The sequence below is a fragment of the Pseudomonas cavernae genome (assembly GCF_003595175.1).
Lineage (GTDB): Bacteria > Pseudomonadota > Gammaproteobacteria > Pseudomonadales > Pseudomonadaceae > Aquipseudomonas > Aquipseudomonas cavernae.
Genome location: NZ_CP032419.1, coordinates 2,385,335 through 2,408,771 on the forward strand (window position 1 = coordinate 2,385,335; position 23,437 = coordinate 2,408,771).

Annotated in this window: 24 protein-coding genes; 7 read left to right on the top strand and 17 right to left on the bottom strand. The window is 62.0% G+C overall.

Annotated features, from left to right (window positions below):
* Positions 1-196 precede the first annotated feature (196 nt).
* Together D3880_RS10970 and D3880_RS10975 are read right to left on the bottom strand one after the other, a co-directional pair.
* Positions 197-511 carry an SCP2 sterol-binding domain-containing protein gene (locus D3880_RS10970; protein WP_119893481.1) on the bottom strand — a complete coding sequence of 105 codons (315 nt, stop codon included), beginning with the start codon at positions 509-511 and terminating at the stop codon, positions 197-199.
* 62 nt (positions 512-573) lie between these two features.
* Positions 574-1,281: a histidine phosphatase family protein gene (locus tag D3880_RS10975; RefSeq protein WP_119893482.1), complete on the bottom strand. Its 708-nt coding sequence runs from the start codon at positions 1,279-1,281 to the stop codon at positions 574-576.
* Positions 1,282-1,512: 231 nt separating this feature from the next.
* On the opposite strand from D3880_RS10975, the gene sohB reads away from it, so the two are divergent.
* Together sohB and D3880_RS10985 are read left to right on the top strand one after the other, a co-directional pair.
* Positions 1,513-2,532 (top strand): protease SohB, encoded by a 1,020-nt coding sequence (gene sohB / locus D3880_RS10980; protein ID WP_119893483.1) that lies wholly within the window; start codon positions 1,513-1,515, stop codon positions 2,530-2,532.
* Between the two features lie 47 nt (positions 2,533-2,579).
* Entirely contained in the window at positions 2,580-3,572 is a 993-nt protein-coding gene (locus tag D3880_RS10985) for a YhdH/YhfP family quinone oxidoreductase (protein ID WP_119893484.1), read from the top strand.
* 65 nt (positions 3,573-3,637) lie between these two features.
* Here D3880_RS10985 and arsJ read toward each other — a convergent pair whose 3' ends face one another.
* From arsJ to D3880_RS11025, 8 genes are read right to left on the bottom strand one after another with little or no spacing between them, the layout of a single operon-like run.
* Positions 3,638-4,855 (bottom strand): organoarsenical effux MFS transporter ArsJ, encoded by a 1,218-nt coding sequence (gene arsJ, locus D3880_RS10990; RefSeq protein WP_119893485.1) that lies wholly within the window; start codon positions 4,853-4,855, stop codon positions 3,638-3,640.
* An 11-nt stretch (positions 4,856-4,866) separates the two neighbouring features.
* Positions 4,867-5,871 carry an ArsJ-associated glyceraldehyde-3-phosphate dehydrogenase gene (locus D3880_RS10995; protein WP_119893486.1) on the bottom strand — a complete coding sequence of 335 codons (1,005 nt, stop codon included), beginning with the start codon at positions 5,869-5,871 and terminating at the stop codon, positions 4,867-4,869.
* Between the two features lie 25 nt (positions 5,872-5,896).
* On the bottom strand, positions 5,897-6,403 hold the full coding sequence (locus D3880_RS11000; protein ID WP_119893487.1) for a cyclin-dependent kinase inhibitor 3 family protein: 507 nt from the start codon (positions 6,401-6,403) through the stop codon (positions 5,897-5,899).
* An 11-nt stretch (positions 6,404-6,414) separates the two neighbouring features.
* Positions 6,415-7,131, bottom strand: coding sequence for an arsenical resistance protein ArsH (arsH, locus tag D3880_RS11005; RefSeq protein ID WP_119893488.1), 717 nt, complete (start codon positions 7,129-7,131; stop codon positions 6,415-6,417).
* A gap of 4 nt (positions 7,132-7,135) precedes the next feature.
* Positions 7,136-8,197 carry an ACR3 family arsenite efflux transporter gene (arsB, locus tag D3880_RS11010; RefSeq protein WP_119893489.1) on the bottom strand — a complete coding sequence of 354 codons (1,062 nt, stop codon included), beginning with the start codon at positions 8,195-8,197 and terminating at the stop codon, positions 7,136-7,138.
* Between the two features lie 14 nt (positions 8,198-8,211).
* Positions 8,212-8,682 (bottom strand): arsenate reductase ArsC, encoded by a 471-nt coding sequence (locus tag D3880_RS11015; RefSeq protein ID WP_119893490.1) that lies wholly within the window; start codon positions 8,680-8,682, stop codon positions 8,212-8,214.
* A 43-nt stretch (positions 8,683-8,725) separates the two neighbouring features.
* A complete protein-coding gene (locus D3880_RS11020; protein ID WP_119893491.1) occupies positions 8,726-9,082 on the bottom strand; it encodes a metalloregulator ArsR/SmtB family transcription factor in 357 nt (118 codons plus the stop codon).
* A gap of 7 nt (positions 9,083-9,089) precedes the next feature.
* Entirely contained in the window at positions 9,090-9,503 is a 414-nt protein-coding gene (locus D3880_RS11025) for an arsenate reductase ArsC (RefSeq protein WP_119893492.1), read from the bottom strand.
* A 265-nt stretch (positions 9,504-9,768) separates the two neighbouring features.
* Here D3880_RS11025 and D3880_RS11030 point away from each other — a divergent pair, with 265 nt between their 5' ends.
* On the top strand, positions 9,769-10,041 hold the full coding sequence (locus tag D3880_RS11030; protein ID WP_119893493.1) for a hypothetical protein: 273 nt from the start codon (positions 9,769-9,771) through the stop codon (positions 10,039-10,041).
* A gap of 174 nt (positions 10,042-10,215) precedes the next feature.
* A complete protein-coding gene (locus tag D3880_RS11035; protein WP_119893494.1) occupies positions 10,216-10,551 on the top strand; it encodes a DUF190 domain-containing protein in 336 nt (111 codons plus the stop codon).
* A 93-nt stretch (positions 10,552-10,644) separates the two neighbouring features.
* On the opposite strand, the gene D3880_RS11040 is transcribed toward D3880_RS11035, so the two are convergent.
* Together D3880_RS11040 and D3880_RS11045 are read right to left on the bottom strand one after the other, a co-directional pair.
* On the bottom strand, positions 10,645-11,145 hold the full coding sequence (locus D3880_RS11040) for a DUF934 domain-containing protein (RefSeq protein WP_119893495.1): 501 nt from the start codon (positions 11,143-11,145) through the stop codon (positions 10,645-10,647).
* Complete coding sequence (locus D3880_RS11045) at positions 11,129-12,787, bottom strand: nitrite/sulfite reductase (protein ID WP_119893496.1); 1,659 nt, start codon at positions 12,785-12,787, stop codon at positions 11,129-11,131. The genes D3880_RS11040 and D3880_RS11045 overlap by 17 nt, the downstream gene beginning before the upstream one ends.
* Before the next feature lie 508 nt (positions 12,788-13,295).
* Between D3880_RS11045 and D3880_RS11050 the strand changes: the two genes are divergently transcribed.
* Positions 13,296-14,354, top strand: a complete 1,059-nt coding sequence (locus D3880_RS11050) for an ABC transporter substrate-binding protein (protein ID WP_119895719.1) — start codon at positions 13,296-13,298, stop codon at positions 14,352-14,354.
* Here the strand turns inward: D3880_RS11050 and D3880_RS11055 are convergent.
* The 3 genes from D3880_RS11055 to D3880_RS11065 all read right to left on the bottom strand — a co-directional run bounded on the left by D3880_RS11055 (position 14,351) and on the right by D3880_RS11065 (position 16,718).
* Positions 14,351-14,569, bottom strand: a complete 219-nt coding sequence (locus D3880_RS11055; protein WP_119893497.1) for a DUF2970 domain-containing protein — start codon at positions 14,567-14,569, stop codon at positions 14,351-14,353. The two genes, D3880_RS11050 and D3880_RS11055, sit on opposite strands and share 4 nt — an antisense overlap.
* Positions 14,570-14,674: 105 nt before the next feature.
* Positions 14,675-15,703, bottom strand: a complete 1,029-nt coding sequence (locus D3880_RS11060) for a lipase secretion chaperone (RefSeq protein ID WP_119893498.1) — start codon at positions 15,701-15,703, stop codon at positions 14,675-14,677.
* A 61-nt stretch (positions 15,704-15,764) separates the two neighbouring features.
* Positions 15,765-16,718: a lipase family alpha/beta hydrolase gene (locus D3880_RS11065; RefSeq protein ID WP_119893499.1), complete on the bottom strand. Its 954-nt coding sequence runs from the start codon at positions 16,716-16,718 to the stop codon at positions 15,765-15,767.
* Between the two features lie 253 nt (positions 16,719-16,971).
* On the opposite strand from D3880_RS11065, the gene D3880_RS11070 reads away from it, so the two are divergent.
* Positions 16,972-17,751, top strand: coding sequence for a helix-turn-helix domain-containing protein (locus D3880_RS11070; protein ID WP_162934983.1), 780 nt, complete (start codon positions 16,972-16,974; stop codon positions 17,749-17,751).
* A gap of 245 nt (positions 17,752-17,996) precedes the next feature.
* On the opposite strand, the gene D3880_RS11080 is transcribed toward D3880_RS11070, so the two are convergent.
* Positions 17,997-19,037 carry an RNA methyltransferase gene (locus D3880_RS11080; protein ID WP_119893502.1) on the bottom strand — a complete coding sequence of 347 codons (1,041 nt, stop codon included), beginning with the start codon at positions 19,035-19,037 and terminating at the stop codon, positions 17,997-17,999.
* Positions 19,038-19,209: 172 nt separating this feature from the next.
* Here D3880_RS11080 and D3880_RS11085 point away from each other — a divergent pair, with 172 nt between their 5' ends.
* Positions 19,210-19,512: a DUF1883 domain-containing protein gene (locus tag D3880_RS11085; protein WP_119893503.1), complete on the top strand. Its 303-nt coding sequence runs from the start codon at positions 19,210-19,212 to the stop codon at positions 19,510-19,512.
* Between the two features lie 80 nt (positions 19,513-19,592).
* Here D3880_RS11085 and metH read toward each other — a convergent pair whose 3' ends face one another.
* Positions 19,593-23,297, bottom strand: a complete 3,705-nt coding sequence (metH, locus tag D3880_RS11090; RefSeq protein ID WP_119893504.1) for a methionine synthase — start codon at positions 23,295-23,297, stop codon at positions 19,593-19,595.
* Positions 23,298-23,437: the final 140 nt, after the last annotated feature.

The window sequence follows — 23,437 nt, forward strand, 5'->3', positions numbered from 1 at the left end:
GTATCCCTTCTATTTATGATGGGGGCCTTAGACTATTGGTTAATCTAATGCTGCTGCCGAAGCCTCACAAGCTGCACGCGGCTTTATAGGCGAGCGTGTTGCAGCTCAATCAGCCTGCCTGATTGCTGTTTGCAAGCGAAAAAAAACCGGAGTCAGACGACTCCGGTTTTTGCGGTTGCCGTGGCAGCCTTGAAGCTTAGACCGGGAACAGTTCGCCCAGCTTCATCGCCAGCATCATATCGCCTTCGGCGCGCAGCTTGCCGGCCATGAATGCCTGCATGCCGTCGGTCTCGCCGCTGGTGATGCCTTTCAGGGTTTCGGTGTTCATGATCAGGGTGACGTTCGGGGTAGCGGCATCGCCTTGCTGCAGATCGCAGGTGCCGTCTTTCACCACCAGGTAGTGGTTCTCGCCATCTTCGATGTTGAACTGGAATACCAGGTCCAGGCCAGCAGCGGCGCTGGCGTTGAACTTGGACTGCATGGTTTTGACGATGTCAGCAACTGTGGTCATGGTGTGATCCTTTCTAGTTTTGGGGTTTTCCAGTGGCCTTGACGGCCAGGGTATCCGAGAGCTCAACGGTAGGTGATGAGTTCCGGGGCCTTCAACAGCTCCAAATGCACGTGACTGTTGAAGGAAGCCAAAGCCACCTCGCGGCCGCGAAACTTCAGGCGGTTGAGCGAGGTGTTGACGATTTGCCAGTTCAATTCGAACGCCTTGTTGGCCGGTACACCGGTGATCAGGTGCAGCAGGGCGGTGATGGTGCCGCCGGAGGTGAACACGGCGATGTTCTGCTTACTGTCTGCTTGCGCGAGGATGCGCTCGAGTCCGGCCTGGACCTTGTCGACGAAGCTCTGCCAGCTTTCCAATTCAGCGGCGTGTTCGCCGCTGAGCCAGCGGCCGATCAGGATTGCGAACAAGCGCTGGAATTCCGCTCGGTTCTGCGCGCCATTGCGCAGGATGTACAAGGCCTCCGGCTCCTCGGTCAGCAGGCCGGGGAGCAGGGTGCGGATCACCGCGTCGGCGTCGAACTCATTGAACGCGGGGTCGATCTCGACTTCCGGAGCCGGCAGGCCCACGGCCTGGAGCTGGGCGAGGGCGGCTTGGGCGGTGTGTTGTTGGCGGCGCAGGTCGCCGCTCAAGCAGCGGTCGAAGCTCACGCCGAGGTGGGCCAGATGTTTGCCCAATAATTCGGCCTGACGAATTCCAGTTTCAGACAGTACATCGTAATTGTCGGCGCCGAACGAGGCCTGGCCATGTCGAATCAGGTAGATACTGCCCACGCTCGGCTCATCCTAAAAGGTGAAGATTTCGCGAGGTTATGAGGATAGGTAGGGCCTGTCAACGGAAAAACATACGCTTGTTTGAATGAGCAAGGCAGGCCCATCTTTCAATGGGGGACGTCGATTCGGTCGACTTTCGTTGCTGGCCGCCGGCAGGCCGCCTGAGTATGCTTGATCGTTATCAATCGCGCTCAACACCGGGTCGCGGAGCAGCAAGCGAGGGGAAAACGCGTGGAGTTTCTAGCCGACTATGCAGGCTTTCTGGCCAAGACGGTAACGCTGGTGGTGGCCATTTTGCTGATCCTGGCGGCGATTGCCGTGTTGCGCAGCAAGGGTCGCGGCAAAGGCACCGGGCATCTGGAAGTGCACAAGCTCAACGACTTCTACAAGAGTCTGCATCAGGGCTTGGAACAGGCCGTTCTCGGCAAGAGCCGGCTGAAGGCGGTGCGCAAGGAGGAGGCCAAGGCTGAGAAGGTGGCGAAGAAGGCCAGGGTGCAGAAGCCCCGGGTGTTCGTATTGGACTTCCACGGTGACATCAGGGCGTCAGCGACCGACCACTTGCGCCATGAGGTGACCGCACTGTTGAGCATGGCCTCGGCGAAGGATGAGGTGGTGCTGCGACTCGAGAGCGGCGGTGGCATGGTCCATAGTTATGGCTTGGCTTCCTCGCAACTGGCGCGGATTCGTCAGGCCGGTGTGCCCTTGACCGTCTGCATCGACAAGATCGCCGCCAGTGGCGGCTACATGATGGCCTGCGTCGGCGACAAGATCTTTTCCGCACCTTTTGCCATTCTCGGTTCGATTGGCGTGGTGGCGCAGCTACCCAACGTGCATCGGCTGCTGAAGAAGCACGAGATCGATTTCGAGGTGCTGACCGCCGGCGAGTACAAACGCACTCTGACGGTTTTCGGCGAAAACACCGAGAAAGGTCGGGAGAAATTCCAGGAAGACCTGGAAACCACCCATGAGCTGTTCAAGGGCTTTGTGGCTCGTTACCGCCCGCAACTGGCGATCGATGAGATCGCCACCGGCGAAATCTGGCTGGGCCAGGCGGCGCTGGGTAAGCAACTGGTCGACGAGCTCAAAACCAGTGACGAGTACCTCGCCGAGCGTGCCAAACAGGCCGATGTGTTCCAACTGCACTATGCGCAGAAGAAGAGCTTGCAGGAACGTATTGGTTTGGCTGCCAGCCTGGCAGTGGACCGGCTGGTGCTGACCTGGGTGAGCCGACTCAATCAGCGGTTCTGGTAATCGAGAGCTCTGGTAATCAAGAGCTCCGACATTTAAGGAGGTTGGTGATGAGCAAGTTCAAGGCGCTGCTGGTCAGCGAAGGGGCGGCCGGCGAGTTCACCCGCCAGGTGGTTGAACGCGATGTCAGCGAGCTGCCGGCCGGCGAGTTGTTGATCCGGGTGCAGTATTCCTCGTTGAACTACAAGGATGCCCTGTCTGCCAGCGGCAACCGCGGTGTGACGAAGAATTTTCCCCATACTCCGGGTATCGACGCCGCCGGTGTGGTGGCCGAATCCAGCGTGGCGGAGTTCAGCCCCGGCGACGAGGTGATCGTCACCGGTTACGACCTGGGTATGAATACCGCCGGCGGTTTCGGCCAGTACATCCGCATTCCGGCGGCCTGGGCGATCAAGCGGCCGCAAGGCTTGTCGCTACGCGAGGCCATGGTGCTCGGTACTGCCGGCCTGACCGCTGCACTGTGCATCGACAACCTGGAGCGGGCGGGGCTGGATGCCGCCGCCGGGCCGGTCCTGGTCACCGGCGCAACGGGTGGGGTCGGCAGTATCGCCGTCACTTTGCTGGCCAGTCTCGGCTATCAAGTGGCAGCGTCCACCGGTAAGGCCGATCAGGCCGACTTCCTCAAGCAGCTGGGCGCCAGCCAGATCGTCGAACGCAGTGCCCTGCAAGAGGGTGTGGAGCGGCCGTTGCTCAAGGAACAATGGGCGGGCGCAGTCGATACCGTCGGCGGCGATATCCTCTTCAATGTGGTCAAATCCTTGCAATACGGGGCCAGCGTGGCCTGCTGCGGATTGACTGCCGGTACGAGTTTCAAGGCCAGCGTAATGCCCTTCATCCTGCGCGGGGTGAATCTGCTCGGCGTCGACTCGGTCGAGCTGCCGCTGGTGGACAAGGCTTCGATGTGGGATCGATTGTCCGTGCAGTGGAAGCTCAACAACCTCGAGCGGCTGGTGCACGAGGTGACGCTGGAGCAGCTGCCGGCCGCGATCGAGCAGATCCTCGCCGGCAAGCTGGTTGGCCGGGTGCTGGTACGCCTGGACTGAGTACAACGCGACACTGAAAGGCCCGGCAAGCTGCCGGGCCTTTTCGTTAGTGGCCGGCGACGCTGCTATTCCGCTGCATGCCTGGGCAGGCCAAGGGATATCAGCGCGGCCAACAGCACGAAGGCCGAGGAAATCCACAGGCAGGCCTCCAGCCCATAGCGCTGAAAAATCCAGCCGGACAGCAGAGTGCCAAGCAGGCGGCCCAAGGCGTTGGACATGTAGTAGAAACCCACATCCAGCGACACCCCGTCCTCCTGGGCATAGGCGACGATCAGGTAGCTGTGCAGCGAGGAGTTCACCGCGAACAGCGCGCCGAACAGCATCAAACCGCCCAGCAGCACAACTTGAGGCGACCAACCCACCGAGAGCCCGAGGGCGATGGCCGCAGGCAGACCAGCTAGTAACGCCGCCCAAGCGAAAGCGGCGCGACCATCGGGAACATGCCCGCGCTGCTTGCCGGTGATAGCCGGGGCGAAGGACTGGACGATGCCGTAGCCGATGATCCAGGTCGCGAGGAAGCCGCCGACCTTCCAGAAGTCCCAGTCGAACACTGTGCTCAGGTACACCGGCAGCGCCACCACGAACCACACATCGCGGGCGCCGAAGAGGAACAGTCGCGCAACCGAGAGGATGTTGATTGCCCGGCTCTTGGAGAGGATCTCGCGGAACTTCGGCTTGGCTTTGGCCTTGCCCAGATCCTTTTTCAGCAGCAACAGGCTACCGATCCAGATCAGCGCCAATGACGTCGCCATCAGCAGCAGAGCGCCCTTGAAGCCGAGCAGGGCGAGCAGGGCGCCGCCGAGGAAGAAACCCACGCCCTTGAGCGCGTTCTTCGAGCCGGTGAGGATCGCCACCCACTGGTACAGCCTGCCTTGCTGGCCGGCCGGCACCAGCAGCTTGATCGAGCTCTTGGCACTCATCTTGTTGAGGTCTTTGGCGATGCCCGACAGCGCCTGGGCGCCCATCACCCAGGGGATGGTTAGCCAGACGGCCGGCACCGTCAGCATCAGCAGGGCGGCGACCTGCATGCCCAGACCGATGTTCATGGTGCGATTGAGGCCCAGGCGGGCGCCGAGGTAGCCGCCCACCAGGTTGGTAACGACGCCGAAGATTTCGTAGAACAGGAACAGCAACGCAATCTGCAGTGGGCTGTAGCCCAGCGTATGAAAATGCAACACCACCAGCATGCGCAAGGCGCCGTCGGTGAGGGTGAAGGCCCAGTAGTTGCCGGTTACCAGCAGGTACTGGCGCACTTCCAGGGAAAGGGCTGACAACGCCTGCATAATCGCCCCGGTTAGCCGGCCAAGCCGACCAGTCGAGCTAGCTCGACAGTGCGGTTGGCGTAGCCCCACTCGTTGTCGTACCAGGCGTAGAGCTTCACCTGGGTGCCGTTGATCACCATGGTCGACAGCGCATCGATGATCGAGGAGCGCGGGTCGGTGCGGTAGTCGATGGACACCAGCGGCCGCTCCTCATAGCCGAGGATGCCCTTGAGCGGGCCTGCGGCGGCGGTCTTAAGCAAGGCATTCACCTCGTCTACCGTGGTTGCACGCTCCACTTCAAACACGCAGTCAGTCAGCGAAGCATTGGCCAGCGGCACGCGCACGGCATGGCCGTTCAGGCGCCCGCGCAGCTCGGGGAAGATTTCCGCAATGGCGGTGGCCGAGCCGGTGCTGGTGGGGATCAGGCTCATACCCGAGGCGCGGGCGCGGCGCAGATCCTTGTGCGGCTGGTCGAGGATGCTCTGGGTGTTGGTCAGATCGTGAATGGTGGTGATCGAGCCGTGGCGGATGCCCAGGTTTTCGTGAATCACCTTGACCACTGGCGCCAGGCAATTGGTGGTGCAGGATGCCGCGGTAACGATGCGGTGCTGCGCCGGATCGAATAGCTGCTGGTTGACGCCCATGACGACGTTCAACGCCCCCTTCTCCTTGACCGGAGCACAGACCACAACGCGCTTCACGCCCTGATCCAGATAGTCTTGGAGCGCGGCGACGGTCTTCATCTTGCCGCTGGCCTCGATCACCAGATCGCAGCCGGACCAGTCGGTGTCGGCAATCGTCTTGTTGGCGGTGACCTGGATGCGCTTGCCGTCGATCACCACGCGATCGCCTTCGGCGCTGGCTTCGTACTGCCAGCGGCCATGCACCGAGTCGAAGTTGAGCAGGTGCGCATGGGTCGCAGCGTCGCCGGCTGGGTCGTTGAGCTGCACGAATTCGAATTCCGGCCAGCCCCAGGCTGCGCGCAGGGCGAGGCGACCGATGCGGCCGAATCCGTTGATGCCGACTTTGATGCTCATGTTGTTGTTCTCGCGCTGCGGGAAATTACGACTTGGTGATGTCGAACTGGCTGATGTAGTCGATATGCACTGGGTGCTGGATAGCACGGGGGCGTAGCGCTTGGACTGCGCTGACCGCCTCGCGGAACAGCACGCCATTCTCAATCAGGAGTTGCGCGGCAATCAGGCCGGTGCGACCCGAACCGCCCTTGCAGTGGATGGCGATGTTCTTCCCGTCGCTGAGCAGTTGCTTGATCCGCTCGCGATTGGCTTCCCAGGCCGCCTGGAAGGCCTCACCGGGAGCCTGCTCGTCTGCCACCGGTAGATGGAACCACTCGATGCCGCGCTGTTGGCACTGCTCCGGCAGGTTCTCGACTTCGTTCTGGCTCAACTCTTCAGTGGGCATCAGTGTCAGCAGGGCCGAAGCGCCGGCCTCTTTGAGGGTGTCCAGCGCCTTGGCGACCGAAGTCTCCTTGGTGCCCGGACACGGAGTGAAGATCAGTTGGCCTTTGACCTGCTCGGCTTGAAGCACGGAGTAAGGATGTATCGACACGTTAGAATCCTTCAGATGGAACGTTGATTGACGCGTTTGGAGAGTTCTTCCGCCGATTCCTTGCGTTCGGAATAGCGGTCAACCAGATAGTCCGAGCGCTCGCGCAACAGCAGGGTGAACTTCACCAGCTCTTCCATCACGTCCACTACGCGGTCGTAGAAGGACGACGGCTTCATCCGACCAGCCTCGTCGAACTCCAGATAAGCCTTCGGCACCGAGGACTGGTTGGGGATGGTGAACATGCGCATCCAGCGGCCCAGCACACGCAGCTGATTGACCACGTTGAACGACTGCGAACCGCCACAGACCTGCATCACTGCCAGGGTCTTGCCCTGGGTCGGACGCACCGCGCCCATGGCCAGCGGTATCCAGTCGATCTGCGCCTTGAACACTGCAGTCATAGAACCGTGGCGCTCCGGCGAACACCAGACCTGGCCTTCCGACCACTGCATCAGCTCGCGCAGTTCCTGCACCTTGGGATGGCTATCCGGAGCATCGTCCGGCAGCGGTAGGCCAGATGGATCGAAGATCCGCGTCTCGCCGCCGAAGTGCTCCAGCAGGCGCGCGGCTTCCTCCGTCAGCAAGCGGCTGAAGGAACGTTCACGGGTCGAGCCATAGAGCAGCAGGATGCGTGGTTTGTGAGTGGCAGTAAGCGTGGTGCCAAGCTTGTCCGGGGTCGGCAGGTCAACCAATTCAGCATCAAGGTTGGGAATAAGATATTTAGTCATACATTTACTCCTGAGCGAGGGCGCCCTTGGGCTGATCGAACCAGCGGCGCTTGAGCCAGAAGGCCACGCCGACCAGCGAGATCAGCACCGGCACCTCTACCAGTGGGCCAATTACCGTGGCGAAAGCCACGGGGGACGCGAGGCCGAAGGTGGCAATCGCAACGGCAATCGCGAGTTCGAAGTTGTTGCTGGCGGCGGTGAAGGCCAGTGCCGTGGTGCGCGGGTAATCAGCTTCCAGCAGCTTGCCCATCCAGAAACTGATGAAGAACATCACCACGAAGTAGATGGTCAGCGGGATGGCGATACGCAGCACGTCCAGCGGCAGTTGCAGCACCATGTCGCCCTTGAGGCTGAACATCGCCACGATAGCCAGCAGTAGCGCGACCAGCGTCAGGGGGCTGATGCGCGGGATGAATCGTTGGCTGAACCAGGCCTCACCTTTGAGGCTGATGAGAGTCTTGCGAGTGAGAAGTCCGGCCAAGAACGGGATGCCCAGGTAGATCAGTACGGACTCGGCGATGCTGACAAGACTGACATCGATCACGCTGCCCTGTAGGCCGAACAGCGGCGGCAGCAGGCCGAGGAAGATCCAGGCGTACAGGCTGAAGAACAGGATCTGGAAGAGGCTGTTGAACGCTACCAGCCCGGCCACGTACTGGTTGTTGCCGCCCGCGATCTGGTTCCATACCAGCACCATGGCGATGCAGCGCGCTAAGCCGATGAGGATCAACCCGGTCATGTATTCAGGCTTGTCGGCCAGGAACACGATGGCCAGGACGAACATCAGCGCCGGGCCGATCACCCAGTTCTGGACAAGCGACAGCGCCAGGATGCGCTTGTCCTTGAATACCTCAGGCAACTCCTCGTAACGCACCTTCGCCAGCGGCGGATACATCATCACGATCAGACCGATGGCGATGGGGATGTTGGTCGAGCCGACGGACAAGCTGTTCAGCCAGCCCGGCAGCCCCTCGAACAAGCTGCCCAGGGCGACACCCACAGCCATGGCCAGGAAGATCCAGACGGTCAGGTAGCGATCCAGGAAAGAAAGACGGCTTTTGCTCATTTTCTATCTCCTGCTCAGAGCTTGCCGATCAGGGCCAGCTCGGCCTTGAGCTGCTCTGGGCCCATTTGCTTGAACGGCAGTGCGAGAAAGCCCTGGATACGAGTACGGATGGTTTCCAGCGTGCTTTCGAAGGCGGCCTCCACCTCCTCGGGACTGCCCTGGTACTCCGAGGGATCGGCTAGCCCCCAGTGCGCCTTGGTCGCCGGACCGAAGAACACCGGGCAGGCTTCGCTGGCAGCCTTGTCGCAGACGGTGATGACGAAATTGGGCACCAACGCCTCATGGACATCGCTCAACTTGCTGTACAGCCCCTCGGTCGAAATGCCGGCCTTATCCAGGGTTTTCAGGCTGAGCGGATGCACTGTGCCTTTCGGCTGGCTACCCGCGCTGTAGGCCTTCATACCGGCTGGCGCCAGGTGGTTGAACATGGCTTCGGATAGGATGCTGCGGCAACTATTGGCGGTGCAGAGGAACAGAACTTTCATTTGCGGGCATCCCTTTAAACTCGGGCAAGCGTGGAGGCTCGGATCAGCGGCAGGCGGCGACACGCTCAGGACGGTCGCCCATCTGATCGAGGCGCTTGGCATCGGGGCTTAACCAGTGACGGTTGGCTTCGAGCGTGGTCTCCAGCACTTTGACGACCCAATCCGGCAGATTCGGATGCAGCCGGTAATACACCCACTGCCCCTGGCGGCGATCCTCCAGCAGGCCGCAAGTACGCAGTTGGGCCAAATGCCGGGAGATCTTCGGCTGGCTTTCATCTAGCGCGCAGGTCAACTCGCAGACGCACAGTTCGCCCTCGCGAGCGACCAGCAGCATGACGCGGACACGGGTCTCGTCAGCTAGGCACTTGAATACGGTGGTGGGTGTCAGATGGTCAGCCATTGCAGTCTCAAGGTTTGGTTTTCACCAGAACGAACATCTTGATGCGTTCATGGATCTCGTGGAGGGTGTGGCGGAATGCCTCGGGCTTGGTATTGGTCGTCGGGTCTTCAAAGTTCCAGGCCAACGCCTCACCGGCTCCGGGAAGGGCATGGCATTCCAACGCCGATTTATCGCACAGCGTGATGACGTAATCGAAACGCTCGCCCACAAACTCATCAAGGGACTTGCTGCGCAACCCTTCGGTGCTGACGCCCAGATGCTGGAGTGCCTCAAAAGTGCGCGGGTCGATCTCGCTGGGCGCGGTGCCGGCACTGAATGCCTCGAAACGCTCGGAGTCGGTGTGCCGCAGCAGCGCCTCAGCCAGTTGCGAGCGGGCAGCGTTGGCCACACAAATGAACAACACGCGGGTCTTGTAGGTCATTGCCAGATCTCGAGAGTGATATGGTTTTTAAAATATATGGTTTATCAAATATTAAGTAAAGGTCCCGAACAACGAACGGGCGAAATGCCTTGCTTTCTGGCCGTAAGACCTATTTCTGTCCAGTTGTTTGGTGGTCTTTTAGTAGGCCGCTCAACTCTTTGATCAAGAAATATCTGGATATACGCATGTTTTTGCGTGCGTAATCAATCTGTCATCAAGGCGGCTTTAGGTTCCTTCGCATCCCAACCCCAACAGGAACCTTGTGATGAAAAAGCTGACCTTGACTGCAATGCTGCTGAGTAGCCTGTTCGTCGGCGCAACCTTCGCCAGCCAGTACGAGAAACCCGGATTCGTGACCGAGGTTGAAGATGGCCGTCTGTGGGTATTCCGTCAGAGCTTCCAGGAGCTGAAGGACTTCAAAGCGCATGGCGAGCTGGCCAAGCAGTTCACTGACATCGGTACGGGCCCGGAAGGTATGACCGTCAAATCGGGCGATGAGAAGACGCTGAAGGACTACCTGAGCACACTGAAGAAGTAGGCAGTATCGTCACGGAAAGACGCGTAATTCATGGTGCCGCCATGATCCCTTTCTAACCGCCTTCGGGCGGCTTTTCATTTTTCCCGGATGCCTGCGAGCCGGTTATCAGCTGCTGCTAAGGCGCTCTGCGGCAAGTGCCATGCTTGCTGGTGAAGATGCAGCCGGAGGCATGCCATGAAGGGCTATCAGGTGACGTTTTATACCCAGCAGAATCGGCGGCATGCCGGGAAGATGCTGGCCGATTGGGTGGTCGGTCTGGCCAAGGAGCTGGGACTTGGCGGCGCGACCTTGGTTTCAGGCATCGAAGGATTCGGACATGACGGGCGTTTTCATTCACATCATTTCTTCGAGATGGCGGATCAGCCGATGTTGATCGTGCTGGCTCTCACCGAGGGCGAATGCGCTCGGCTGTTTCAACGCCTGGAGGCTGAGGGGCTCTCGTTGTTCTATGTGAAGGTGGCGGCGGAGTTTGGCCTGCTCGAAGGTTCTCAGCCGGCGGCAGCGTCATAGGCGCGGCGGGCGATGGTGCCTATTCCATTCCCGTTGCACTTATTCGTGCATGAAAAAGCCCCGCAATTGCGGGGCTTTTCAAGGCTTGAAGCTTCAGGCCGAGCGGCGGCGGAACAGCGGTAGCGGCTGGTCAATGGCGGCCTGATAGACCTCGGAGAACTCCTCGAAGGCTTTCAGGGCGTCGTAGGGATCGCGGTCTTCGCGCACGGCGAAGGCGTCGAAACCACAGCGCTTCATGGCGAACAGCTGGTCACGCAGCACGTCACCAATGGCGCGGACTTCACCCTGGTAGCCATAGCGCTGGCGCAGCAGGCTGGCGGTGGAGTAGTGGCGGCCGTCGGTGAAGCTCGGGAAGTTCAGGGCAATGACCTGAAAGTTGTCCAGTGCATCGGCGATTTCCTCGATTTCCTCGCCGGCATCCAGCCACACGCCGAGGCCACCGTCGCGGGCCAGCAGGGCATGGCTGTGTTCGCGCCACAGGGCCAGAGGCACGAGGTAGTCGTCGCAGTTGGTCAGACCATCCAGCGTCGTGTCCTTGGGCAGCAGATGCCAGGTTTCGTCGACGACCTGGTCGTTCTTAATGATTCGCTGCATATACGCGCTCCTTGAACGGGTCGATGCCGATACGGCGGAAGGTGTCGAGGAACGCTTCTTCTTCGCTACGGCTTTCGACGTAGACGTTGATGATCTTCTCGATCACATCCGGCACGGCGTCCTGCGCGAAGGATGGGCCGAGGATCTGCGCCAGGCTCGCGTCACGGCTGGCGCTGCCGCCGAGGGAGATCTGGTAGAACTCCTGGCCCTTCTTGTCCACGCCGAGGATGCCGATATGGCCGACGTGGTGGTGGCCGCAGGCATTCATGCAACCGGAGATGTTCAGGTCGATCTCGCCGATATCGAACAGATAGTCGAGATCGTCGAAGCGCCGCTGAATGGCTTCGGCGACCGGAATCGACTTGGCGTTGGCCAGCGAGCAGAAGTCGCCGCCCGGGCAGCAGATGATGTCGGTCAACAGGCCGATATTCGGCGTGGCGAAACCCAGCTCGCGCAGCGTGCCCCAGAGGGTGAACAGCTGAGCCTGCTCGACGTCGGCGAGGATGATGTTCTGCTCGTGGGAGTTGCGCACTTCGCCGAAGCTGTAGCGGTCGGCGAGATCGGCGATGGCGTCCAACTGTTTGTCGGTGACGTCACCCGGCGCGGTACCGGTGGGTTTCAGCGACAGAGTCACGGCGGCGTAGCCGGGCTTCTTGTGGGCGACGACGTTGCGGGCGCGCCAGCGGGCGAAACCGGGGTGTTCGGCGTCGAGTTGGGCGAGGGCGGCATCCTGGTCTTCCAGGCTCTTGTAGGCTGGGTCGACGAAGTGCTGGGCAACACGCTGGACTTCAGCCTCGGTCAAAGTGGTCGGGCCGTCTTTCAGGTGCGCCCACTCGGCATCGACGCGCTCGGCGAAGATTTCCGGAGTCAGCGCCTTGACCAGAATCTTGATGCGCGCCTTGTACTTGTTGTCGCGACGACCGTAGCGGTTGTACACCCGCAGAATGGCATCGAGATAGCTGAGCAGGTGCTGCCAGGGCAGGAATTCGTTGATGAAGCTGCCAACGATCGGGGTGCGGCCGAGGCCGCCACCGACGGAGACACGGAAACCCAGTTCACCGGCCGCGTTCTTCACCGCTTCCACGCCGATGTCGTGCACCTCGATGGCGGCACGGTCGCTCACGGCACCGTTGACGGCGATCTTGAACTTGCGCGGCAGGTGGGTGAATTCCGGGTGGAAGGTCGACCATTGGCGAATGATCTCGCACCAGGGGCGCGGGTCGACCAGTTCATCGCGAGCCACACCGGCGAACTGGTCGGTGGTGGTATTGCGGATGCAGTTGCCGCTGGTCTGGATGGCGTGCATCTGCACGGTGGCCAGCTCGGCGAGAATTTCCGGCACGTCTTCCAGTTCAGGCCAGTTGAACTGGACGTTCTGGCGCGTGCTGATATGGGCGTAGCCCTTGTCGTAATCGCGGGCGATTTGCGCCAGCTTGCGCACTTGGGTGGAAGACAGCAGGCCATAAGGCACGGCTACCCGCAGCATGGGTGCATAGCGCTGGATGTAGAGACCGTTTTGCAGGCGCAGCGGGCGGAATTCTTCGCCGCTCAGTTCGCCTGTCAGATAGCGGCGGGTCTGATCGCGATACTGTTTGACGCGATCTTCGACGATCCGTTGATCGTACTCATCATATACGTACATAAATGTTCAGTTCTCAGGCTGCTACAGCTATTCGCGCGCACGGCCGCGCACTCCTGGCGGAGTCGGGCACGATACCAGCTCAGGGGTTATGCGCAAAAGTGATGTTTTAGTATATGAATCAAACTCATGGTGCTAAGGCGGTCGGCGTGACGGATGCTCGGCTTGAGCGACTTGTCAGGCTGGGCTTAACTGCAAGGGCGAACCACCAATAACCACAAGAAGGGGGAAGCCATGTCCGACCATTCCGAACCTGATAACCGTGACAGCGTCGTCGATGCGCGGGCGATTTTCGTCTTGATCCTGCTGGTCGTTGTCACGGCGGTGTACTGGGTTAGTCACCAGTAAGTTACATGTTTGCCAAACAAGCCGCCGCGGACATCCGCGGCGGCTTTGTTTCTATGGCTTGCAGACGAGTGGTTTCATAGTGCCATTACGCGTGCAGTTATACTTGAGTGACTGTTTATAACGCAGGCTAGTGAAATTGAAGGGGTTGCTGCGCGCTGTTCTGATGATTGGGTGCCTGCTCGGTGTGGGCGGGGTCCATGCTGCCAGCGTGGTTTTCCTCAATCCTGGCCGCTCCAATGAAGTCTTCTGGACCAGCTATTCGCGATTCATGCAGGCCGCTGCCGACAGTTTGGGCATGGAGTTGCGGATCCTCTATGCCGAGCGCGATCCGCATCTGATGGTGCGCCAGGCCCACCAGGTGTTGCGCGGCGAGCAGCGCCCGGACTATCTGCTGCTCGTCAATGAGGAATATGTCGGCCCCGAGATTCTGCGCCTCGCGGCGCATAGCGGGGTAAAGCTGTTCATGGTCAACAGCCGCTTGAGCGCCGATCAGCAGAAGTCGCTCGGCGCCTCTCGGGAAAAATACCCTAACTGGATCGGCAGCCTGGTTCCCAACGATGAGGAGGCCGGCTACCTGATGGCCAAGGAGCTGATCCGCGTCGAGCAGGCCAGGTCGGGGAAAACCCCCGTCGAGCTGCTGGCTTTTTCCGGAGTGAAGAGCACGCCGGCGGCTCAGCGGCGTGAGCTGGGCTTGCGCAAGGCCTTGGCGGAGCATCCTGAGGTTCGCCTGCGCCAGATGGTGCAGGGCGAATGGAAGCGGCAACGCGCCTATGAGCAGGCGAAGGTGTTGCTTTCTCGGTATCCGGGTGTGCGCCTGATCTGGGCAGCGAATGATGAGATGGCCTTCGGTGCCATGCAGGCCCTGCAGGAGAGAGGGGGCCGGCCTGGCCATGAAGTGTTGTTTGCGACGCTGAATAATTCGCCGGAAGTTCTGCAGGCGCGCATCGACGGCCGTGTTTCGGTGTTGGTCAGCGGCCACTTCACCCTGGGCGGCTGGGCCATGGTGCTATTGCATGACTACGATGCCGGTCTCGACTTCGCCCTGCGCGGGGGCAAGGACCGTCAGGACCCGCTGTTCATGCTGCTCGACCCTGGTCAGTCGAAAAAATTGCTGCAGCATGTGCAGCAGAAGGGATTTAACCTGGATTTTCGCCGCTTCAGCGCCGTCGGCCATCCCGACATGCGCGACTACCAGTTTTCGCTGCGTCCGCTGTTGGACTAGATCCCGGCCAGGTGCAGAACCAGTTTCACCAGGCCAAACAGCAGTAGCGCGAAGACGGCGGTGAACACTATGCCCAAAAAAATGAAGTGGCTGGGTTTGCCGTGGGTGAAGTCCCGTGCCCGGTTCTTCCCGCTTTGCACACCAAACGCGGCGGCCAGCACGCTTTGTAGCGTTTGGCCGAGACCGAGGGGTTTGTCGTCTTGTTCGTCGCTCATGGGCACCTCCTGCCTTCAGCATAGCCGCCAACTGGCTCGAGGCGGGAAGGCCCAGGGCCAGGCCGCGCGTGAGAGCACTGAACCTGCCCCCGAGTGTTCACCGACTTACAGCTCCGCGTCCAGCGCTCGCACGCGCTTGCGTTCCAGTTCGTCGAAGCGACTGGCCTGCAGCTCGCCGATCGCCCGTTGCAGATCGCTCGGAGCGAGGCCGGACGTGTGCAAACGGTTACGTTCGACGGCGTAGTCGCTCAGACGCTGCTTCCAGGCGGCGTGCTGCTGGTCCAGTTCGGCCAGGCGATCAGCGGCGGCACTGCCCAGAGCCTGCTCTCGGAGCTGGTGGATCGCCTCGGCGCTGGCGCCGCTTTCCTGCAGGGCGCGTGCGCTGCTGTATAGCTCGGCCTGGCGGGTGACGCGAGCGCGGGTTTCGCGCAACTCGACCGGCAGTTGCGCCTCCAGCTCGGCCTGCGCCTGGCGTTGCTGGTCGAGGCTTAGCTCTGGCTGCTGGGCGATTGCCAGGCGTTGCAGCATGTAGTCGTCTTCGACGTTTTCGCGCGCGAAGAGGGCCTCGTATTCAGCGGGGACGAAGTACTGGTCGCGCAAAGCGTTGAGGGCATCCAGGCGCTGGCGCAGGGCGCCGGCTGCCAGCGTGCCGGCGCTTTTCGGCAAGTCCTGCAGGGCGATGCGGTAGTCCACATAGCGCCGCAGCAGGTCGCGGGCCTGCGTCAGGGCCACGCCGTGCAACTGGGCAGCCAGGTCGCGATGGAGGCGTACTAGGACCTTGTCGATGCCTTCCTCTTCCAGCCCGCTCAGATAGAAGTCGAACAAGTGCAGGATGGCCTCCTCGACCAGCAGGTTGCCGCGCTCATCCACCTGTAGATGCACATCGTGTCGTGCGCCCCGTAAAGAGGCCGGCAGCGGGCCGGAGTCGGGCAGCTCGGCGACTGGTGTCTGGCGCAGGCGACTGTTGAGCACGATGGCGTGGCGGGTGCGCGGATCTGGAGTCGGGGTGGTGCGGGCCGCCGGCGTCGCGCTGGGCCGGGCCGGGGTATCCGGATACAGCGCCAGGGTGGCCCAGATGCTCAGCCCGCCCAGCCCGGCAATGGCCAGGGCGCGAAGCAAGAGCTGGTCAGGCATGCAGTTCTCCTGTGCGGCCGGTCTGGGATGCCGGGTCGGCGGCCCAGACCGGTTCGCGCTGTTACAGGCCGAGGTTCTTCAGGCGGTTGGCCTGGTTCTGCATCAGGGTTTTCGGATTGGTCTCGAACAGCGACACCAGCCCGAGAACCTGATTGTTCGCATCCAGGTGGTTCATCGTGTAGTTGTCCTTGAGCACCTTGCCGAAGTGGCTGGAGCAGCGGCCGGTAACGCCGTCATTGGGCTCGTTGAAGGCCAGGGCGGTGATGGCGAACAGCGGGTCCGAGATGTCCACCGCAGTGGTCAGCGGGGCGGTGCCGCTCCAGGAGTACAGGCGGATGCTGTTGCCGGCGATGTTCACGGTTTCCGGGCCTTCGCCGCAGGCCGTGGTCGGCACGCCGGTTGGGAAGGCCTGGTTGTTCGCTGCGGCGCCGTTCTTGTTGAACTCGGCGAGCATGGCGCGGACGTCGGAGTCGCTCTTGCGATTGTTCGACAGCAGATTGACCAGGTCGCCTACGGTGTTGGCGAACACGTCGAAGGCCACGCCCTGCAGGGTGCTGGGCGGGACGACGCCGGTGACCAGGTCGGCCAGCGGCGAGCCCTTGTGCGGAGAATGCAGGGTGGTGACCGAGGCGACCAGGTCCGGGCGCACGTTCATCACGTAGCGCGCGGTCACGCCGCCCTGGCTGTGGCCGATCAGGTTGAACTTCTTGATGCCGCCGCCCGAGGCCGCGCGGATTTCTTCCAGTTGTTCGATCAGGGCTTCGCCGCGTTTGGCCGAGCTGTCGAAGGCATTGATCTTGGGCACATAGACCTTGGCGCCCTGGCTCTCCAGGGCGCTGGGAATCTTGTACCAGTAGTCGATGCCGGCGATGGTGTCGAAGGCGAAGATGCCGGGCACCAGGACAATGGGGTTCTTGGTTTGCGACTGGGTGTTGTTGCTGAACAGCCCGGCCTGGCTCTGCAGGGCGGCGCAAAGGCCGAGGGCGGCCAGGGTCGAGGCGAGGAGCTTTTTCATGGTGGGGGACCTGTGTTGAGTTCTTGTTTTGGAACTCCGCACACAGCAGCGGAGGTGCCGCTATCTAAACAGCGGCGTGGCGGTCTCGGCTTGTAAGAACTGATGAGCGACGGGCGAATGACAGGGGATAATCTGTGACATAAGTCACAAAAAGTGTCGGGCAGATTAGGCCGCGATTCCGGGCTTGTGTTAACCCTCGCCGCCAACAACAACCAGAGCGGCCGTATGCGCAGGCCGCCAGGGGGAAATGCCCATGCTCCCGAACGATGCCCCGATCTTGCTGTATCTGTGGGACAAACGGACCTTCTACCTCGGCCCCCTGGAGGAGCCGCTGCAACTGTCCCAGGCCGCGTCCATGCTGGTGCTGAGCCTGGATGGGCCGCTGCGTATCCGCCGCCAGGGGGATGAAGTGACGTGCCGCAGCGCGCTGCTGCCGGCCGGCTTGGCGCTGTCCGTGGATACCGGGCTGTCGCGGGTCGCGGTCTGCTACCTGGATGTCTTCGGCGAGGACTTCGCCCTGCTGGCGCCGCGTATGAGCGGGGAGGCGATCGGGATGCGGTTCGGGCTGGACGAGGAGGCGGCCTGCGCCCAGCAGTTCGACACCTTGCATCGCGGCAGCGCCGCGCCGGAGCAGGTCTATGCCTGGCTGGAACGGCTGATCAACCCACGCCAGCAAGTGCCCGCCGGCTTCGCCCCCGACCCGCGCATCGTCCGGGTGGTGAGCCTGATCAAGGGCGATGTGGCCTGCAACCACTCCATCGACTACCTGGCGGAACAAATCGCGCTCTCGGTGCCGCGTCTGACCCAGCTGTTCCGCCAGAAGATCGGCATCCCTATCCGCCGCTACCGTCAGTGGCACCGCTTGTTTGTCAGCACCACTAGTGTGGCCCGCGGCCTGAGCCTGACCGAAGCGGCCGTGGCGGCTGGCTTCAGCGACTCGGCGCATTTCTGCCACACCTTCCGCAGCATCATCGGCATGAAGCCCTCGACCGTGCTGACGCAGCCGCAGCGCATCCGCCTGTTCGCCGGCTAGGCCGCATGGGGCGGTGGCCTGACTCCGTTCAGTACCGGCGAGGCTCTCAGAACCTGTTTACGATCTCGCGAGCTAGAGTCAAACAAGGCGCAACGACCAACGGGAGTAACAGCCGAAGGCTGGCCCGCAGGGCGAGCGTAGCGAGTCAAACGGCTGAGGAAGCGGAGTTTACGCGTTGTAAATGAGCATTCCGAAGCCGTTTTCAACGCAGTTTGACCGACGCGCAGCAGATCGTAGACAGGTTCTCAGCGTGCGGGCTTGTGCAGCTGCCGGGTGTTCACCACATCCACCGCTCGCGCCCGCAGCTGGCCGCAGCCGCCGTCGATATCCTGGCCCGCGGAGTTGCGTACCTTGGTCAGCACGCCACGGCTGTGCAGGTAGCGCACCATCTGCACGATCCGCTCGCCGGCAGGGCGCTGGAATTCATCGGCTTCCAGGCTGTTGTAGGGAATCAGGTTGAGCACCGCGAACTTGCCCTTGAGCAGGCGCAGGATGCCGTCCATTTCTTCCTGGCTGTCGTTGATCCCGGCGAGTAGCGTCCACTGGTATTGGATCGGGTAGGCGAAGCGGCGGGCATAGTCTTCGCCCAGCGCGACCAGCTCCTCGGGGTCGATGCGCGGTGCGCGCGGCAGCAGTTGCTGGCGCAGTTCGGCATCGGTGGTGTGCAGCGACAGGGCCAGGGCTGGCTTGATCCGTTGCTGCGGCAGGCGCTCGAACACGCGCATGTCGCCGACCGTGGAGAACACCAGGTTCTTGTGGCCGATGCCGCCCTCGGTGCCAAGCAGATCGATGGTCTCCAGCACGTTGTCGAGGTTGTGCGCCGGCTCGCCCATGCCCATGAACACCACCTTCTTCACCGGGCGGAAGCGCCGGGCGAGGGCGACCTGGGCGACGATTTCGGCGCTGCCGAGCTGGCGCAGCAGGCCGCTCTTGCCGGTCATGCAGAACACGCAGCCCACTGCGCAACCGACTTGGGTCGATACGCACAGCCCGTCGCGCGGCAACAGCACGCTTTCCACCATTTGCCCGTCGGCCAGTTCGACCAACAGGCGCGCGGAGCCGTCGGCGCCCGGGTGCTCCGAACGCAGGCGCGCCAGGCCATCCAGTGTCTGCGCCAGCTCTGGCAAACCCTCGCGCACGCTCAGCGGCAGAAAGTTCTCGGTCTGCTGATGGCGGGTGCCGGTATCCAGCGGCAGGCCTTTCAGCCAGGCACGGCTGATCCGGCCGATATGCATGGGCTTGGCGCCGAGGTCGGCGAGGCGTTGGTGGATATCGTGGATTTTCATGGGGCGCGCATGCTACCACCGCGCGCCGCTGGCGCGTAGAGCGCCTTGTCGCGGGGCGGTTGGCGTTGAGCGGAGCGAAAGCCAGTGGCGAATCGATGGGTATCGCTTCGCGCAATCCATCCTACGGCCCATACTGTCGGCCTGATTTGGCAAAAGCGGCGTGGAGCTGTCGATGAAATTCATACACCAGCGCGAACATCTGAATGAGGACGATATCGTCGTCATCCAGTGCTCGCAGCCCTGCAACATCCGCCTGATGAACGATGCGAATTTCCGCAGCTTCAAGAATGGCGGGCGCCATACCTATCACGGCGGCGCATTCGATAAATTTCCAGCGAAAATCACCGTGCCAAGCTCGGGGTTCTGGAACATCACCATCGACACCGTCACCCGCCGGGCGATCAGCGTGACGCGCAAACCGGCTCTGACCCACTCGATCAAGATCGTCCGCAAGTCGCCGTCGAAATTGCATTGAGCGCGGCACCAAAGGCGCCGCTGAGGCACGCATCAGAACAAAGCCCGCATTTTGCGGGCTTTGTTTTTGCGGCGATTGACTCAGTTGTCGTAGCCGAGGTTCGGCGCCAGCCAGCGTTCGCTGACGGCCAGATCCTGGGCCTTGCGCTTGCTGTAGCTCTCGACCTGGTCCTTGTCGACCTTGCCGACGGCGAAATACTGCGCCTCGGGATGGGCGAAGTACCAGCCGCTGACGGCGGCGGCCGGGAACATGGCGTAGTGCTCGGTGAGGGTCACGCCGCTGGCGCCGTCTTTGTCGAGCAGTTGGAACAGCGTGCCTTTCTCGGTGTGGTCCGGGCAGGCCGGATAACCCGGGGCAGGGCGGATGCCCTTGTACTGTTCCTTGATCAGCTCTTCGTTGCTCAGATGCTCGTCTTGCGCGTAGCCCCAGTAGTGCGTGCGCACCTGCTGGTGCAGCCACTCGGCGCAGGCCTCGGCGAGACGGTCGGCGAGCGCCTTGACCATGATCGAGTTGTAGTCGTCGCCCTTGGCCTGGTAAGCCTTGGCGACTTCCTCGGCGCCGATGCCGGCGGTGGTGATGAAGCCGCCAACGTAATCGGTGATGCCGCTTTCCTTCGGCGCGACGAAGTCGGCCAGGCACAGGTTCGGTTTGCTGTCCGGCTTGATGGTCTGCTGACGCAGGTGGTGCAGGATCGCGAGCGACTTGCCGCGCGCGTCATAGACCTCGATGTCGTCGTGGTTGATCTGATTGGCCGGCCAGAAACCGAAGACTGCCTTGGCGCGAATGAGTTTCTCGTCGATCAGCTTCTTCAGCATTTCCTGGGCATCGTTGAACAGTGAGGTGGCGGCTTCGCCGACCACTTCATCGGTGAGGATGCGCGGGTACTTGCCGGCCAGGTCCCAAGAGATGAAGAACGGCGTCCAGTCGATAAATTCGGCCAGAGTCGCCAGATCGATATCTTCCAGCACCTGCACGCCGGTGAAGCTCGGCTTGGGCGCGCGATAGTCGCTCCAATCGAACTGTGGCTTGTTGGCCAGGGCGTCGGCGTAGGCCAGGCGCTCGGTGCGCGAGGCGCGCGCCGCGGTGCGTTCACGGACCTCCACATAATCCGCGCGGGTACGCTCGACGAAGCCGGCTTTCAGCTCCTTGGACAGCAGTTGGGTGGCCACGCCAACGGCGCGCGAGGCGTCGGTGACGTAGACCACCGCGTCGTTCTGGTACTTGGGCTCGATCTTCACCGCGGTGTGCGCCTTCGAGGTGGTGGCGCCACCGATCATCAGCGGCAGGCTGAAGCCCTGCCGTTGCATCTCGCGGGCGACGTGGACCATCTCGTCCAGCGACGGCGTGATCAGGCCGGACAGGCCGATGATGTCGCACTTCTCGGCGATGGCGGTCTGCAGGATCTTCTCCGCCGGCACCATCACGCCGAGGTCGACGATGTCGTAGCCGTTGCAGCCGAGTACCACGCCGACGATGTTCTTGCCGATGTCGTGCACGTCGCCCTTGACCGTGGCCATGAGGATCTTGCCCTTGGCTTCCGGCTTGTCGCCTTTTTCCGCCTCGATAAAGGGGATCAGGTGGGCCACGGCCTGCTTCATCACGCGGGCGGATTTGACCACCTGCGGGAGGAACATCTTGCCGGCCCCGAACAGGTCGCCGACCACGTTCATGCCGCTCATCAGCGGGCCCTCGATGACCTCGATGGGGCGCGCGCACTGCTGGCGGCACTCCTCGGTGTCCTCGACGATGAAGGCGGTGATGCCCTTGACCAGCGCGTGTTCCAGGCGCTTGTCCACCGGAAGGGCGCGCCAGGCTTCGTCTTCCACTTCCTTGACGCTGCCGTCGCCCTTGTAGTGGTCGGCGATCGCCAGCAGCGCCTCGGTGCCGTGCGGGGTGCGGTTGAGCACCACGTCTTCGACCTTGTCGCGCAGCTCCTTGGGAATCTCGTCGTAGATTTCCAGCTGGCCGGCGTTGACGATGCCCATGGTCAGGCCGTTCTGGATCGCGTGGTAGAGGAAAACCGAGTGGATCGCCTCGCGCACCGGGTTGTTGCCGCGGAAGGAGAACGACACGTTGGACACGCCGCCGGAGCTGAGGGCATGGGGCAGGTGGTCGCGGATATAGGCGCAGGCCTCGATGAAGTCAACCGCGTAGTTGTTGTGCTCTTCAATCCCCGTCGCAACCGCGAAGATATTCGGGTCGAAGATGATGTCTTCCGGCGGGAAGCCGACTTCGTTGACCAGGATGTCGTAGGAGCGCTGGCAGATCTCGCGCTTGCGCGCGGCGGTGTCGGCCTGGCCGGCTTCGTCGAAGGCCATCACCACCACGGCGGCGCCGTAGCGCTTGCACAGCTTGGCGTGGTGCTTGAAGGCCTCGACGCCTTCCTTCATCGAGATCGAGTTGACGATGCCTTTGCCCTGGATGCATTTCAGACCGGCTTCGATCACCTCCCACTTGGAGGAGTCGATCATGATCGGCACGCGCGAGATGTCCGGCTCGCCGGCGATCAGGTTCAGGAAGGTCACCATGGCCTTCTGCGAATCGAGCATGCCCTCGTCCATGTTGATGTCGATCACCTGCGCGCCGGCTTCCACCTGCTGCAGGGCGACTTCCAAGGCCTCGGTGTAGTTGTCCTCGCGGATCAGGCGGGCGAACTTGGCCGAGCCGGTGATGTTGGTGCGCTCGCCGACGTTCACGAACAGCGAGTTGCGATCGATGGTGAACGGCTCCAGGCCGGACAGCCGGCAGGCCTTGGGAATGTCCGGAATAGCACGTGGTTGGTACTTGGCCACCGCCTCGGCAATCGCCTGGATATGACCTGGCGTGGTGCCGCAGCAGCCGCCGACGATATTGAGAAAGCCGGAGGCGGCGAACTCTTCGACCACCGTCGCCATCTCGGCCGGGGTCTCGTCGTATTCGCCGAAGGCGTTGGGCAGACCGGCGTTGGGGTGGGCGGAGACATGGGTCTCGGCCTTGGTCGCCAGCTCTTCCAAATACGGACGCAGGTCCTTGGCGCCGAGGGCGCAGTTGAGCCCCACAGAGATCGGCTTGGCGTGGCGCACCGAGTTCCAAAACGCCTCGGTGGTTTGTCCGGACAGGGTGCGGCCGGAGGCGTCGGTGATGGTGCCGGAGATCATGATCGGCAGCTCGACGGCGTCTTCCTCGAACACCTGTTGCACGGCGAAGATCGCCGCCTTGGCGTTGAGGGTGTCGAAGATGGTCTCGATCAGGATCAGGTCCGCGCCGCCTTCGATCAGGCCGCGGGTGGCTTCCACGTAGTTTTCCACCAGCTCGTCGAAGGTGACGTTGCGGTAGCCGGGGTTGTTCACGTCTGGGGAGATCGAGCAGGTGCGGCTGGTTGGACCGAGCACGCCGGCGACGAAGCGCGGCTTATTCGGCGTCTCGGCGGTCTTGGCATCGGCCACCTGGCGGGCCAGGCGTGCGCCTTCGACGTTCAGTTCGTAGACCAGCGCTTCCATGCCGTAGTCGGCCTGGGACACGCGGGTGGCGTTGAAGGTGTTGGTTTCGAGGATGTCCGCACCGGCGTCCAGGTAGGCCTTCTCGATGGCGCCGATCACGTCCGGGCGGCTGAGGATCAGCAGGTCGTTGTTGCCCTTGACGTCGCTCGGCCAGTCGGCGAAGCGCACGCCGCGGTAGTCCTCTTCCTCCAGCTTATAGCTCTGGATCATGGTGCCCATGCCGCCGTCGAGGATCAGGATGCGTTCCTTCAGGGCTTGCTGGAGAGCGTGTAAGCGGGCGCTGCGATCGGACAGGGACATGGACAGAACTACCTGAGAGAAGCTATGACAAAGGGGCGAGATGATAACAAAACCTTAGTCGTTCCGAGCTTTATGGCGTTTTACATGAGCCGTATTCATGTTCACGACTAAAGCCGGGCTCGTCCGCATGAGTGGTGCGCCAGTAG

Coding starts and splice junctions, on each gene's coding strand:
- D3880_RS10970 (WP_119893481.1), bottom strand. CDS start 511: ATGACCACAGTTGCTGACATCGTCAAAACCATGCAGTCCAAGTTCAAC.
- D3880_RS10985 (WP_119893484.1), top strand. CDS start 2,580: ATGAGCAAGTTCAAGGCGCTGCTGGTCAGCGAAGGGGCGGCCGGCGAG.
- arsJ (WP_119893485.1), bottom strand. CDS start 4,855: ATGCAGGCGTTGTCAGCCCTTTCCCTGGAAGTGCGCCAGTACCTGCTG.
- D3880_RS10995 (WP_119893486.1), bottom strand. CDS start 5,871: ATGAGCATCAAAGTCGGCATCAACGGATTCGGCCGCATCGGTCGCCTC.
- arsH (WP_119893488.1), bottom strand. CDS start 7,131: ATGACTAAATATCTTATTCCCAACCTTGATGCTGAATTGGTTGACCTG.
- arsB (WP_119893489.1), bottom strand. CDS start 8,197: ATGAGCAAAAGCCGTCTTTCTTTCCTGGATCGCTACCTGACCGTCTGG.
- D3880_RS11015 (WP_119893490.1), bottom strand. CDS start 8,682: ATGAAAGTTCTGTTCCTCTGCACCGCCAATAGTTGCCGCAGCATCCTA.
- D3880_RS11020 (WP_119893491.1), bottom strand. CDS start 9,082: ATGGCTGACCATCTGACACCCACCACCGTATTCAAGTGCCTAGCTGAC.
- D3880_RS11025 (WP_119893492.1), bottom strand. CDS start 9,503: ATGACCTACAAGACCCGCGTGTTGTTCATTTGTGTGGCCAACGCTGCC.
- D3880_RS11030 (WP_119893493.1), top strand. CDS start 9,769: ATGAAAAAGCTGACCTTGACTGCAATGCTGCTGAGTAGCCTGTTCGTC.
- D3880_RS11035 (WP_119893494.1), top strand. CDS start 10,216: ATGAAGGGCTATCAGGTGACGTTTTATACCCAGCAGAATCGGCGGCAT.
- D3880_RS11040 (WP_119893495.1), bottom strand. CDS start 11,145: ATGCAGCGAATCATTAAGAACGACCAGGTCGTCGACGAAACCTGGCAT.
- D3880_RS11045 (WP_119893496.1), bottom strand. CDS start 12,787: ATGTACGTATATGATGAGTACGATCAACGGATCGTCGAAGATCGCGTC.
- D3880_RS11050 (WP_119895719.1), top strand. CDS start 13,296: ATGATTGGGTGCCTGCTCGGTGTGGGCGGGGTCCATGCTGCCAGCGTG.
- D3880_RS11055 (WP_119893497.1), bottom strand. CDS start 14,569: ATGAGCGACGAACAAGACGACAAACCCCTCGGTCTCGGCCAAACGCTA.
- D3880_RS11060 (WP_119893498.1), bottom strand. CDS start 15,703: ATGCCTGACCAGCTCTTGCTTCGCGCCCTGGCCATTGCCGGGCTGGGC.
- D3880_RS11065 (WP_119893499.1), bottom strand. CDS start 16,718: ATGAAAAAGCTCCTCGCCTCGACCCTGGCCGCCCTCGGCCTTTGCGCC.
- D3880_RS11070 (WP_162934983.1), top strand. CDS start 16,972: ATGCTCCCGAACGATGCCCCGATCTTGCTGTATCTGTGGGACAAACGG.
- D3880_RS11080 (WP_119893502.1), bottom strand. CDS start 19,037: ATGAAAATCCACGATATCCACCAACGCCTCGCCGACCTCGGCGCCAAG.
- D3880_RS11085 (WP_119893503.1), top strand. CDS start 19,210: ATGAAATTCATACACCAGCGCGAACATCTGAATGAGGACGATATCGTC.